Origin of the sequence: Serratia aquatilis, assembly GCF_044865145.1 — a bacterium.
GTDB lineage: Bacteria > Pseudomonadota > Gammaproteobacteria > Enterobacterales > Enterobacteriaceae > Chania > Chania aquatilis.
Window position 1 is genome coordinate 4,847,196 of sequence record NZ_CP173186.1, and the last position, 12,877, is coordinate 4,860,072.

General features: G+C 44.2%; 11 protein-coding genes and 4 pseudogenes. 3 read left to right on the top strand and 12 right to left on the bottom strand.

The window, feature by feature from the left end:
- Window positions 1-220: 220 nt before the first annotated feature.
- From SAQUA_RS21975 to SAQUA_RS21985, 3 genes and pseudogenes are all read left to right on the top strand, one after another.
- Window positions 221-352 (top strand): annotated as a pseudogene (locus tag SAQUA_RS21975) (helix-turn-helix domain-containing protein); the annotation flags it as partial.
- A gap of 308 nt (window positions 353-660) precedes the next feature.
- Window positions 661-2,088: a PqqD family peptide modification chaperone gene (locus SAQUA_RS21980; protein WP_380676408.1), complete on the top strand. Its 1,428-nt coding sequence runs from the start codon at window positions 661-663 to the stop codon at window positions 2,086-2,088.
- Between the two features lie 1,111 nt (window positions 2,089-3,199).
- Complete coding sequence (locus tag SAQUA_RS21985) at window positions 3,200-3,574, top strand: hypothetical protein (RefSeq protein ID WP_380676410.1); 375 nt, start codon at window positions 3,200-3,202, stop codon at window positions 3,572-3,574.
- 268 nt (window positions 3,575-3,842) lie between these two features.
- Here SAQUA_RS21985 and SAQUA_RS21990 read toward each other — a convergent pair.
- The 12 genes and pseudogenes from SAQUA_RS21990 to SAQUA_RS22045 all read right to left on the bottom strand — a co-directional run.
- Window positions 3,843-3,911 (bottom strand): annotated as a pseudogene (locus SAQUA_RS21990) (hypothetical protein); the annotation flags it as partial.
- Window positions 3,912-3,934: 23 nt separating this feature from the next.
- A complete protein-coding gene (locus SAQUA_RS21995; protein ID WP_380676577.1) occupies window positions 3,935-5,470 on the bottom strand; it encodes a UvrD-helicase domain-containing protein in 1,536 nt (511 codons plus the stop codon).
- 143 nt (window positions 5,471-5,613) lie between these two features.
- Entirely contained in the window at window positions 5,614-7,746 is a 2,133-nt protein-coding gene (locus SAQUA_RS22000) for an ATP-dependent endonuclease (protein WP_380676412.1), read from the bottom strand.
- Window positions 7,747-7,752: 6 nt separating this feature from the next.
- Window positions 7,753-8,154 (bottom strand): annotated as a pseudogene (locus SAQUA_RS22005) (tyrosine-type recombinase/integrase); the annotation flags it as partial.
- A 185-nt stretch (window positions 8,155-8,339) separates the two neighbouring features.
- Window positions 8,340-9,041, bottom strand: a pseudogene (locus tag SAQUA_RS22010) (IS5 family transposase); the annotation flags it as partial.
- Between the two features lie 99 nt (window positions 9,042-9,140).
- Window positions 9,141-9,461 carry a TA system toxin CbtA family protein gene (locus SAQUA_RS22015; RefSeq protein ID WP_380676414.1) on the bottom strand — a complete coding sequence of 107 codons (321 nt, stop codon included), beginning with the start codon at window positions 9,459-9,461 and terminating at the stop codon, window positions 9,141-9,143.
- Between the two features lie 22 nt (window positions 9,462-9,483).
- Window positions 9,484-10,482 (bottom strand): ArdC family protein, encoded by a 999-nt coding sequence (locus SAQUA_RS22020; RefSeq protein ID WP_380676416.1) that lies wholly within the window; start codon window positions 10,480-10,482, stop codon window positions 9,484-9,486.
- 98 nt (window positions 10,483-10,580) lie between these two features.
- Window positions 10,581-11,060 (bottom strand): hypothetical protein, encoded by a 480-nt coding sequence (locus tag SAQUA_RS22025; RefSeq protein ID WP_380676418.1) that lies wholly within the window; start codon window positions 11,058-11,060, stop codon window positions 10,581-10,583.
- Window positions 11,060-11,374, bottom strand: a complete 315-nt coding sequence (locus SAQUA_RS22030; RefSeq protein WP_380676420.1) for a hypothetical protein — start codon at window positions 11,372-11,374, stop codon at window positions 11,060-11,062. The genes SAQUA_RS22025 and SAQUA_RS22030 overlap by 1 nt, the downstream gene beginning before the upstream one ends.
- 101 nt (window positions 11,375-11,475) lie before the next feature.
- On the bottom strand, window positions 11,476-11,928 hold the full coding sequence (locus tag SAQUA_RS22035) for an antirestriction protein (RefSeq protein ID WP_380676422.1): 453 nt from the start codon (window positions 11,926-11,928) through the stop codon (window positions 11,476-11,478).
- 75 nt (window positions 11,929-12,003) lie between these two features.
- Window positions 12,004-12,471, bottom strand: a complete 468-nt coding sequence (radC, locus tag SAQUA_RS22040; RefSeq protein WP_380676423.1) for a DNA repair protein RadC — start codon at window positions 12,469-12,471, stop codon at window positions 12,004-12,006.
- A 100-nt stretch (window positions 12,472-12,571) separates the two neighbouring features.
- Window positions 12,572-12,856 (bottom strand): hypothetical protein, encoded by a 285-nt coding sequence (locus SAQUA_RS22045; RefSeq protein ID WP_380676425.1) that lies wholly within the window; start codon window positions 12,854-12,856, stop codon window positions 12,572-12,574.
- Window positions 12,857-12,877 lie beyond the last annotated feature (21 nt).

The following is a 12,877-nucleotide window of genomic DNA, read 5'->3' on the forward strand; positions in this document are numbered from 1 at the left end:
AAAAAATGGCTGGGGTGCGCGGGGGTGAAAACCGGAAAAAACACCACATCTAGTGTCTGTATCAACTGACTTATCCACTACATCTGGTGTTCAACGAGGCAGGGTGCCGACTTGCCGGAAATGACAGAGAACGGAAGGGGCGTTCCCCGCACCGAGTTTCCTAGAGACTAAAATCTCAATGAAAGAAGATCCGAAATGACATCAAAGCCAGCAAACCGATAAACGCATAGTGGACAGGGGCATAGTGTTGACGCTTCACCGACAGGGGACTGGCGCAACGGAGATTGCCCGGCAACTTAATATTGCTCGTTCCACGGTCTGTAAGATTCTGGAAGACGAGAAGGCCTCGTAAAATCTCCACAAAATGCTGCTAATGATCGTTGCTTCAGTCAATACCAACAACAAATTGACTCATACAAAACAAGGGAATAATATAATAACCTTACACTTAAAAAGGATTCTATGTATGAGTTATTCAAAACCGGCGGTTTTAGCGAAAAGTTCTGCATACAAGGCGGAGTGCCGTCCTAACAGTAAGCCCAGCGGCAGGCCCTGCAATCCTCCGGGGCCGAGCGGTCGTTAGTTTTGCACTCTGACATAAAGCGAAGCGGCGACAGTTCTCGTCGCTTCTTTATTTATATACAGCCGAAATAGAATCTTATGTATTACAAACTAAAATCAAATGTACTATTCAGAAACTACGGGGATTACGGTTATATTACGGATGATAGAAACTACAGATATATAAAAGATGAGGTAGTAGGTGAAAGGATTGTTTCAGAAAGTGGTGCTGCGTTTTTATCTACTTTAAATAAAAAACCAAAATCTGTTCTTGATATACTCACGAAAATACATGAGAAATACCAGGATGTCAGTATTGAAATAATAAAAAGTGATGTCGAGGAGTTTTTCTCTGAGCTAGTTTGTGATGGTTTTTTGTGTAAAGGTGAGACAGTTACTGAATGTAATAGCAATGATTATTTTTTTTCATATAAAAAGTCAGGTAGTAAAGTTAAAAGTGATAAAAATAAAGATAACATCGACAATACAACTGATTTCTTTGAAGATAATGAAGAAAAAGTAAACCGTCTGACCAGTGTACATATAGAGATCACCAGTAAATGTAATGAAAGATGCATTCATTGTTATATCCCCCATGAGAAAAAAATAAAAACATTGGACACAAAACATATTTATTCTTTATTAAAACAATGTAAGGACATGAATGTGCTACATATAACTCTGAGCGGCGGGGAGCCTATGTTGCATAAAGATTTTTGTGACATATTAAAACAATGCAGAGAGTATGATTTTGCTGTCAGCGTCCTTACTAATCTCACGCTCTTGACTGATGAAGTTGTGGCTGAGATGAAGCAGAATGGATTGCTGGGGGTTCAGGTATCACTGTATTCAACAGATCCGGTTATTCATGACTCAATAACAAAAATGACGGGGAGTTTTAAAAAGACTAAATCATCAATACTGAAACTAGTCGAAAATGATATACCGCTACAAATCAGTTGTCCGCTAATGAAACAGAATAAAGACTGTTATCACGATGTCATTGAGTGGGCGAAAAAGTATGGGGTTACGGCCAGTGATGATTATGCATTGATTGCAGAATATGATCATTCAAACCAGAATACCTGTAATCGACTCTCATTAAATGAAGTCAGTACAGTTCTTAAAGATAAAGCTTCTTCTGATGAAAGTTATCTTGATAAATTAAAAGGTGAACTAATTAACAGGAGTCATATTGACCCGGAAGATCCTGTCTGTTCGGTTTGTAGTGTATCTGTTTGCATTGCTGAGAACGGAAACGTTTATCCCTGTGCTGGCTGGCAGGATTGCGTTTTAGGTAATATTCTGGAAACCTCATTAAATGATATCTGGCATTTTTCCCGGAAAATAAATTCATTAAGAAAACTAAAAAAGAAAGATTTCCCCGAATGTATGCAATGTGATCTTAAAGGTATCTGTTCAATGTGCATGGTAAGAAACGCAAATGAAGATTTTAATGGTAACTATTTGAATATTAATAAGTATTTCTGCAATATAACGAAACTAAAAAAAGCTCTGTTGAGCTAGGCTGTGTCCCTCAATTGCCCGTGGTGCCGTCGCAGGCCCAAAAGCCCGTTATCAAAGCGGAGGGCGAAGGACATGGTGGGCCTCTGTTCAAGCCTGACAACGCAGAGAACGGGTTTTGGGGGCGTGCCCCGCAGGGCTGGGTCCATTTTCACGAATTGCTGCGTTGTTCACCGCTTATTTGGTCCACCAAACCTCACGTCTTGAGAGCATGAAAAACCGTGGGGCAGTCACCGAATGGATCGACTGCTGGAGCGAGAATAACCAACATCATTTAATAAATTTGCCTGCTGGTATCCAGGGGCGCGATGGACGATAAAAGTAGCTGGAAAGTATCCTTGATGGCGGTATCTCGTCATACTTCAAGTTGCCTGGATGTTGGCTGCGTCCAGCTACTCAGCCCATCCGGGGCCGCTGCAAGCAGCGTTCAAATCAGCTCCAGGCAGATTTGTCGCACCAGTCACATCGTGGGCTATTCGCCTGGCGACGCTCGGTCTTGTCGCGTTAGCACTTCCATTTTTTCAGCTCCATCAAGAACGACTGCCCACAACGACATATACCCACGCCTGAAAACCTCCCTGTCCATGACGCTCCTGGAAATAAGGTAGGTATGTCTTGCCTGCGTGACAGTGCGGATGATCTGCTGCAACCTGATGTCATTTTTCATGGGTAATCTCTTCAGCGCGGCTGATCCCGCATCAACAGGAAAACATCACGACCAAATTTTCGGTACCGCAAATGGGCGAAAGTTTTGCTGCTCACTTAATTCCAGCAATACCTGGACGTTCAGCCATTCTCTCCACCTGACCTCCCGCTGTTCTTGGGAAAGACCATACTGCGTAAAGTCGGTATCCGTATGCCATTCAGGCAACACTCTGCCAGTGGTTGGTTGCCAGTGGTTGGTTGCCAGTGGTTGGTTTAAGGTGCTCGCGAGGGGATATTACTGACGAAAATAAATTAATTTTCGTCACAAACATTTTGTTCTGAAGGGCGCTTATCAAAAACGCAGTCACCGTGTCCCATACTAGGCACGAAAAACAGCACTGTTTTATTTATGGTAAGATAATCACAGATACACCATCATGCCATTCCAACAATAGAGGAATTAAATTTAATGTTTGATATAAGCTATGCCATTAACTCGGCGAATGATGAGGATTGCGTTGTATTACCCGCGATAGAAAATACTGAACATCTCGTGAACGTCATCAATGATGTCGCACAGTACAACCAGGGCATCGTGGTTATTGGTATTGATAACACGCGCTGTCAAGCCTACGGTGTCGACGAGGTACACTTTAAGGATCAGTATAAGGTGGCACAACGTCATCTGGCACAGGTTGAAACCCGTTTGTCATTTATCGACTACCGATTTTATTTTAAATTAGCAGTGATCCACGTAAAAAAAGAGGCATCCGTAGGTCATGAATACACCGGGTTGCGTGATGTTAGCACGAATATAAAACGTACGAGAGAGGCTCGACAATGAAACTGAACCCTACGCCGAAAACAGCTTCAGTTAATATCTTCCAGCTTATTACATTATGTTAATCACACAACGCGAGTTTGCCGTTCGGTTATATTACCGCCTCTCTGACGGTGACCCATTTTTATTGGCAGATAATGTGGGTTGGCAGAGATGGAATGCAGGCTGGAGGCAAATAATGTGGGTTTCAGACTCGGTGAGAATCACCTAATGTGGGTTGAAAAACGCAGTTGATTGCAGGTCGGGCGGGTTTCGATGTCAGGACGTTACACCTAGCACTCATTGGGTCGCTGAAACGCTGCATAAGCTGGCGAACAATCACCGCCAGCTCGCTGGCAATTTAAATGCTTTAATTTATTAATTTCAGTCCAATTCTCGAATAAAGAAAGGGCTAACCGCCTTTCGATCATCTATAAATATGTTCATGTAATCCTTTGCTCTAGAGAAAGCCACATACATTAATCTGTTAGCAATATCTTGAGCATAATCATTTCCTTTATCATACGACGATTGATGTGGAACCACTTTATCATGATATCCAATAGTAATTACATAATCATATTCCTCCCCCTTTGAACCATGAATTGTAGACACAGATACAACATTTTTATCTTTGTTTATTATTTTTTTTATTGCTCCCATACCAGCTTTAAGTTTTGCTACGGAAGCTGCTGCATTAGAAATATTGTAATCCGTCTCTAACTTAATGGATTTTTGGTACTTCACTTCTAAAAACACATACAATTCTTTCAACCATAAAATAAAATTATTCTTTACAGATTGGAACTCTTTTAAATCACGCTTAAGCTGTAATGGATTTAGATGACTTAACTCAGGGATTGAGTCAATTATCTTTCTTGCTAGAGAATGTCTTCTTTGATAGTTAACTACACTTACATCTAGAAGAACTAATTTTATTAATTCATAAAAAACAGTATTTCTAACACAGTAAAGTGGATTTGTAGATTGGAAATCATAAACAAAATATTCAGAAATATCATACAAATCATTGATCAGCCCCATAAGGTAGTACTTATCCGGGCCTATAATTGCCACACCATCCACGCCATTGTATTTTGAGTGATATTGACTTATTAAATTAAAAATTCTTTTAGGTAATTCATCTTTCGATATATCTTTTATAATAGGTGACCTACCATCATTTTCTCGCATAGAAATAACATCATTATGCGAAGCGGAATATTTTTTATAATAATCAACCAGTAATTTAGAAGATCGATAACAACCAGACAGCGTTTCATGCCTTAATTCAGATAGTTGTAATTCAGATTTAAGAATATCTTTGTTTTTTACAGACACTCCGAGATCCTGATAAATAGCCTGGTCATTATCACCAACTATAAAAACAGAAACACGATCATATCTCGTTATATATGACAAGGCTTTAAGTTGGATTAAACTGGTGTCTTGCGACTCATCTAAGTAAATATTACCGATTAACTTTGAAAGATGCTCGCATATTTTTGAATTATTATTAAGAAAATCAACGCCTAACTTTATGATATCATCAAAATCAATATATTTATTATCCTCTTTAATGCGATTATATTCTTGAATGACTAGCAATTCTTTATTTTTACTATCCACCTGATGGCAATAAGGTTCTACAAATGCATTGCCTTCCTCATCACTATTATAACGTAGTCTTGATTCTAATTTCTTATCAACCTCTATACTTTGGATTATTTTCTTTTGCTTATATTCTGAGATTAAAGAAAATCCATCCACAAGTCGCGGGATGGCTCCAGCATATTTTTTAACAACCCACTCTAAAAGAAATGAATGAATAGTACCGCACCAAACCCTCTCAGTCTCTATATTAAGATTATCTATCCTGCTAGAGATCTCGTCAGCTGCAGCGTTAGTATGAGTTAGTATGAGTTAGTACAATATGCCAACGAAAACCTTCATTATGATATAAATTATCCTCAAGCATCCCAATTAATAGCTTTGTTTTTCCAGCCCCAGGGCAGGCACTAACTAATAGATTGCTTTTAATATTTATCAAACCTCTCTTTTGGTCATCCATAATGAACCTCGAGCAAAAAAGTTAAAGGATCATTAGAGTAATGATCTTTAAACACTGCCAAAGCAGCATCTAAATTATTAATAACAAAAGCTAAATCATCCTGCCCAAGAATATTATTTAACAAATCATTCCCATCTCTATTTTTAATGACTTCGACACGATATCGAACCATCTTAGCTAGAGTAAATTTATTAAAATCACCAGTAAATCCTAATGAATGACAAAGTGCTTCAGGTATAGGGAAATCGGCATCAAGCTTGTCAGCCAGCATCATGGCAAACCAACCCTTTTTATGCTTATTTGCTAACTTTAAAGCGTAACATCCGATTTTTTGTCTATCAGAGGATGAGAATGCTTCTTGATATGGGCTATAAAAGGCTTTTTTCTCAAATGATTCATCTGCTATCTGATCAAAATAGCTTACAGCTCCCGACAGGACTAAATCGATTTCAAAAGTAAATTTAGAGTAATAGGCACGAATGAAATTGTTATTTCCAACAATTTCATCCAAGATGACTTTACGAGCAACACCAGATTCTGCTGATTTTACAGCTTTATTATATTCTTCTTGTGATAGATAATCGGGCTTATTATCGCCATACAGATTTATATCATCGTCTGTTAAAATTGCACATTTCTTTTTAATTCGATCTGTATGAAACAATGAAGATAGCAATTCAAATCCAGTACCCCGCACAGATATCAATGAAATACCAAGTTCATCAAGTGTAACGCCAAAAGTAATTTTTACGAGGTGAGGGATTAATATTTCCTCTGCATCCCCCTCAATTAGAATTACATTTTTCGCAAAAAGAATATCTGTTCTTATGGCATCAAGGAATCGTTCAATACGATTAACTTTGTCCTCTTCGAGTCCTTTGGAAGGTGAACATGAAATAGTTTCGAGACCATTTTTTACAAGTACATTAGTAGTTGAAATATTTGATACTGAAGAGATATGGGTTGAATGCGTAGAAATAAAAACCTGAGTCTTATTATTTTTGAGATTGCTAAACAAAGATTTTTGTATATGCGTATGAATATGTGCCTCAGGCTCTTCTATTATCAGGAAGTTAGCCAGAAGATTTTTACTGATGCCCTCTTCATACTCATACAGTTTCAAAGCCAAATAGATTAAATTTGCACCACCAAGACTCATTTCTGAAAGTTCGGAGACATATCCTTCACAAAGCGAGTCTCCTGCCTTTAATTGTAAAACCTTTACCAATTCTTTGAGCTCACAGGGTAATTCAGAGGTAACATTTAAAACTGGCGAATACGTTGTACCAACAGCATTCGTTATTGATAATAATATCCCATCCGAAAGTTTCTTTACCTCATCAATCGATGATATTCTTTCATTCACATCCCTGATGTTTTCGCTCAAAGTCTCATCATTATCAATTCCTTTAGATACATATTCTAAGAGCTTTTGAAATGGATTGAATCTATTGTTCTTAAGCTCACTAACCACATCCCTCAAGGCTCGAGCATAGGTACAACTGATATTGTCCTGTATATTATAATTACGTTGCCTGTTCCCAATTAAATTAATTCGTTCTAGCTTAGGATCTGAGAATAAGAGCGTATCAAAATCACCAACCACAAGAGAGTATGTTTGGTTATCACTAAAATCTGCAGTACCTTGGCACAACACTAAAGATTCATAGGTTGTCTTATCAATTAAATACTGTTCTTTCAGAGTATGGTATGCACTTTTACGCGCTTCATAATCTTCAATTTCATTCAGTTTAAAAAGCTGCTCTCTGATGTAAAACTGCGGCCTATAAATATAAGTTATTCGCCCAGTGCCTCCACCATTAACAGTAGCATTTAATTGACATAGTAACTCTGATTCCTCATCCCCCCCTATCTCATCAAACTCCAAGCTAACTATTACCCAATGGCCAAATGCAGCTCCTAATCCTCTGTGAAAATCATTTTCTAAAAGATATCGCTTATAATATGGCAAAGTATCGTCAAGTATAAGTCTCATCGCCTCAAAAACATTTGTTTTCCCCGATGAGTTTTCACCAACAATAGTATTAACACATTCTTTTTTAAAAGACAAAGATGTTGCCTTAAAATTCCTAAAATTTCTTAACGAGAGAGTCTTGATAAACATATACTTTCACACCTTGAATATAAAATCGGAGTACCATTGAATCATTCTTTTTCTACCAACGATATATTGAGCATGGTTATACGTGCCTCTAATTGAATTTTTATCAACATGAGCCAACTGAAGTTCAATCCAGGTAGTATCAAAATCGTGAAGAATAGTCGAAAAAGTATGCCGAAAACCATGACCAGTAACCTTCCCAGCATAGCCAACACGCTTGATTAATTGATTAATACTCGTTTCACTCATCGGTTTGTTCGGATCATTCCGCCCCGGAAAAACATAATGATAGTTCCCTGTCATGATCTTGAGTTCATTGAGTAAATCTAACGCCTTAGTAGACAATGGCACAAGATGTGACCTGCGCATTTTAATCCTTTCAGCAGGAATTTTCCAAATAGCGTTGTCTAGGCTGTGTCCCTTAACCCAATAGTCGCTTTAAAAATAACCGAACAGAGCCTAATTTAAGCATGCAAGGTAATTTCTGGCTGTTTTCTCTGAGTGTGTGGCAATTCGACGATGTTCTTTTAGGGTAATCCCGGCTTTGTTGAATAAATCATATTTGGACAAAAAAGCCCCTTGAATGTGCATATACCTCAGGCAACGCGCACACTTTTTGGCATACCCGCGAGCGTCATCTTGTTCAACGCACGGAACATCGCCATAGCCTCTGCCACTTGCGCATCATAATCACGGAAGGTCAAGTGACCACCAAACAGCTGTTTTACTCGGTACATCGCCGTTTCCGCTACCGAACGTCGGTGGTAGCCGGTCATGTTTTTCCATCGTGTGTTGTCCCCCGTAAGGCGCTGGTTCGCCACGGCTTGATTTCGGTCTGCGTAGTCTGCGGGCCAATAGCGGGCTCCGCTTCTGGGCGGAGTTAACGCCTTGATTTTCTTGCGTCTTAACTCATCGTGACACACTCGCGTATCGTAAGCTCCATCCGCTGAGGCCACCTTGATTTTACGGTGCGTCTGTCTAATGAGGCCCGGAAAGGCTTCCGTATCGGTGATATTGCTCAATGACAGGTCTGCACAGATGACTTCATGCGTTTTCGCGTCTACCGCCAAGTGCAGTTTTCGCCAGATACGCCGTTTCTCCTGACCGTGTTTTTTCACCTTCCACTCCCCTTCACCAAAGACTTTGAGGCCGGTGTAGTCGATAACGAGGTGTGCAATTTCACCCCGCGTTGGGTTTTTAAACGGGATATTCACGGGTTTCGCCCGCTTGCTGATGCAGGTGTAATCAGGACAGTTTAACGGCACTTTCATCAGTGCGAAAATGGTGTCGACGAAGCCCTAGAGGGCCCGGAATGTTTCCTGAAATGACGGGAAACATCTCCCCAGGAAATGTTTCCCTGGGGAGTGGCAGGTTATTGGCTAACCTTAGGTAAAAAGTCAGTGCGGGGTCAGTCTGTCGTCCGTTTCATCGATACGGATAAGCTGGACGTTTTCCGGCACTGTCTCCAATACAGCAACCATAAAGTGGCTCGCAGTTAACAAGGGGCTCCGGGGGGACCAGGCGTTCTGGTCTATCCGGTCCAGGTGGTATTTCTCCACCAGTTGGTTAATCGCTTCAAACACCGGCACGTTGAGTTCAACCAGCTCCTGTACAACAGCATCGTCATGCAGGTTGGTATCGTTCAACGTCAGCCCGAAGTGTTTCTCCAGCAGAAACGCCACTATCTTTTGGTATTCGCGAATTGCAGTAGTGTCCATCGTGTCTTCCTCTAATAGCGGCTCAGGCGGCAGCCAGGGCCTGTTCACGCAAGATAAGGTACTCAAAGGCTTCTCGGGCAAAACGGCTTGCCTGGAAGATAGCCCTCTTGTCTTCTTTCAGTGCCTTCAGCCAGGAAGCGATATAGTTTTCATGCTGAACGTCACCCTGGATACCCAGTTCGGCGCACAAAAATGCCGAACCGATTTCCGCCACCAATTCTTCGAACGCATACACCGGGTCGCCAAACCGACGTGCTGAAGACGTAATGCCTTCTCGCGCCAACCGGGAGAGATGACCGGTGGAATGCACCAGCTCATGCAGCAACGTGCTGTAGTAATCTGCCGGGCAGTTGAACTGCACGGCTTCCGGCATGGTGATGCGGTCAGCACCCGGGCTATAAAACGCCCGGTCCTGATACCGATGCACCACTGGCACACCGCTGCAGGTGACTACCTGTTCGGCCCGCTGGATACGCTCAATATCGTCTTGCTCGGGTGTGGCTTCTGCGTCACCGGCCACGGTCACCGGCGCTAGCAACTTGTCAGGTAAATTTTCACACTGCTCGACGTTGAACAGATGAAAACTGGTCATGAAATTCCGCTGGGAAACCACGGCATTCCCCTGGTCGTCAAACAGCGGCTTGCCCTGCTCGTCCGTTTCTTTCTTCTCAAACGGCTTGAACAACGTTACCAGCGTCGATTTCTCGCCCTTGCGAACGTTACCGCCAACGTCCAGCGCCTGCTTGAACGTCAGCCAACGGTGAGAGGTAAACCCCTTGTCCGCGGCATCAATCCACAACAACAGCACGTTGATGCCGCTGTAGGCTCGCCCCGTCACCGCATTGGCCGGTAATCCGCTCATACTGGCCGCGTGGCCACCAACGACGGTTTTCCACGGCTTGCGCCAGGGAGACGTCCCCTTCTCCAGTGCGGCGATGATTTTGTCCGTCACCACCTGGAACAGGTCTGTTTTATCCTGGCTGCGTGATGCCGCCTTCTTCTTGGTGTGTTTCGTTGTCATGGTCAGTCCTCGCCATAAAAAACGGGGATTGACCCCCTTGCGGGAATAAATCCCCGCAAGGGTTGTCAGTGCTACCGTCGCGTTAATCGACTGTAGCGTCAGTCTGTTAAAAGTCCGGGCGGCAGTGTCACCGCCAGGTCAAGATGCGTGTTGAGCCAGTCCGCCACCTGCTGCCACTCGGTACATGCCACTGTTGAACGAATACCGTAGCACCCAGGACAACAGTGGTTGGCCAGTAACAGAATCGCCATCACCAGAAAATCGTAGGGGTGATGACGGGTATCACATTGACCTTGCTGCCGTTCGACAGTGAACGAGCGCACTAGGCAGAACGGGTCACCCGACAGGCCTGCGTTAAAATCGCCGTTAAAGGCAATCACGCCGATGCCAATCAGGCTGTCGTCATACCTCAACGGTTGGGTGCCACTGAGGTCACAAACGACCAACGGCCTTCCCAACCAGCGAAAGTCCGGCTCATGGCGCACCTGATGATGTACCCGGGTTGTTGCACGACACAACTCGCGCCAGGCCTCAGGCGAAACTGCCTGGTAGTGGATAAACGAATGACGTCGATTCATCACCACCCCGCCGCAGCTGCTGCCGAGTCTCTCTGGCCTACGCTGAAAAAGTAGTCCCAGGCTCCCGGACAAATCGTTCTGCCCAGCGCAACAACATCGTCGAACAGACCCTTACAGGAAGGATGTGTATAGCGAGGTGGATCTCCCCCACATTCCCAGGCAAGCGTTTCAGCCAGATGGCCAACCGCCCAGATATTATCGGTAAAATTGTCTTCGTCCGACTGGGTGCCAATACCCAACTTCTCGTAGGCTGCAATCACCCGCAAATCACCTTCAAGGTTCGCCAGGTCGCACAGGTCATCTATCGTCGTCATGGTCAGTCTCCAGAATAAAAAACGGGGACTGACCACCCAAAGGGAGGTCACTCCCCTGTGGGTGGGTAAAATACCGGGCGGGTTAACGCCCGTGGGTGGGACTAATCAATGGCACCGGCAATCGCCATGCCTTCGGGATGCGCCAGGGCAAAACCGCGTAGCCGATGGTAGCTCTCGATGAAAAAGTCATGGCCAGATTCCACCAGGACGCACAGAGCATACAATGACACCGTCAGCCCCAACGCCTGGGCGCTCATCTCGCCCTGGTAATAATTTGATGCAACCTCAATCCGATAGGTTTTCTCGGTCTGCGGACAGATAAAGAACCCGCCATCGGATTGGGTGTACCAGTGCCAAAAATCACCGCCATAGTCCTGACTGAATTGACGGGCATAGGCGTAGCACATCTCGGTAAAGCTATACGCATGGCGAGTCGCACTGTCCGGGGAAAAACCCTGCTGGGCGAGTACGGAAGCCAGGCGGTAGTAACCGGTCATCCATTCCGTGAGCGCCGCCGTGACGACGGGGGTATCTGCTTTTGTCGTTAGTGTCATTTCAGGTCTTCTCCAAAAAAAGAGCGGGACCTGTCCTTTGGGGACGGGTCCCGCAAAGGATTGAGTTAAATCAGCTTACAGCAGGGTCATATTGAGCCAACCACGCTCGGCAAACGACACCGCCTCGCCATGACCGATCACAATATGATCCAGCACGCGCACATCAATTAATGACAGCGCAGCGGTCACCGTTTCCGTCACGGTTCTGTCTGCCTGGCTGGGCTCAGCCATCCCCGAGGGATGGTTGTGCGCCAGGATCAGCGCAGCGGCATTGTAGGCCAGGGCCTGCTTGACGATTTCCCTGGGATAAACATTGACCGAGGCCAACGTACCGGTAAAGAGCGTTTCACACGCGATCAATCGGTGCTGGTTATCCAGATACATCACCATAAATACCTCGCGCTCCTGCCTTTCCAGTTGCAGACGCAGATAACGGCGAACTGCATCGGGTTGTGTCAGCACCACCGTGCGGGCCTGCAGTTGTCGTTCCAACAAGCAGATAGCCTGGGTGATGATATGTTGCTCATGAGACTCATAGTGCATGGGGTACTCCAGAGAGATCGGCGTACGCCTGCCCTGTCGGGCAGAGGTCAACCCGATCAGGTGAAGATCATGAAGGGTATAAAATGCAGACGGTACCGCGTTAGCGCTCCACCACCACCGAGGTCGGTAACAGCACCTCACCGTACGGATCCACCATGGCAATACGTTCACGCAGAAGCTGACAGGCTCGGGTAAAACAGCGCCGGTCACGCTCACTCGCCCGCTTGCAGCCCAGGTTTTCCAGTTCAGCAAGATGGCGTTGCGCACAACTGCGCCACGAACGCCGTTCACTGTCAGTCACACACGCACAGAAATGCGCGTTGGCCAACGTCAACAGACGGTCTGTGGCGTTACGGTAGTCTGCTACCAGAACAAACGTCGTCATCGGTCACTCCTGTTTGTTCGG

What these genes read in the sequence shown, in the direction of transcription:
- SAQUA_RS21980 (WP_380676408.1), top strand. Translation starts at nt 661, where the DNA reads ATGTATTACAAACTAAAATCAAATGTACTATTCAGAAACTACGGGGAT.
- SAQUA_RS21985 (WP_380676410.1), top strand. Translation starts at nt 3,200, where the DNA reads ATGTTTGATATAAGCTATGCCATTAACTCGGCGAATGATGAGGATTGC.
- SAQUA_RS22000 (WP_380676412.1), bottom strand. Translation starts at nt 7,746, where the DNA reads ATGTTTATCAAGACTCTCTCGTTAAGAAATTTTAGGAATTTTAAGGCA.
- SAQUA_RS22015 (WP_380676414.1), bottom strand. Translation starts at nt 9,461, where the DNA reads ATGGACACTACTGCAATTCGCGAATACCAAAAGATAGTGGCGTTTCTG.
- SAQUA_RS22020 (WP_380676416.1), bottom strand. Translation starts at nt 10,482, where the DNA reads ATGACAACGAAACACACCAAGAAGAAGGCGGCATCACGCAGCCAGGAT.
- SAQUA_RS22025 (WP_380676418.1), bottom strand. Translation starts at nt 11,060, where the DNA reads ATGAATCGACGTCATTCGTTTATCCACTACCAGGCAGTTTCGCCTGAG.
- SAQUA_RS22030 (WP_380676420.1), bottom strand. Translation starts at nt 11,374, where the DNA reads ATGACGACGATAGATGACCTGTGCGACCTGGCGAACCTTGAAGGTGAT.
- SAQUA_RS22035 (WP_380676422.1), bottom strand. Translation starts at nt 11,928, where the DNA reads ATGACACTAACGACAAAAGCAGATACCCCCGTCGTCACGGCGGCGCTC.
- radC (WP_380676423.1), bottom strand. Translation starts at nt 12,471, where the DNA reads ATGCACTATGAGTCTCATGAGCAACATATCATCACCCAGGCTATCTGC.
- SAQUA_RS22045 (WP_380676425.1), bottom strand. Translation starts at nt 12,856, where the DNA reads ATGACGACGTTTGTTCTGGTAGCAGACTACCGTAACGCCACAGACCGT.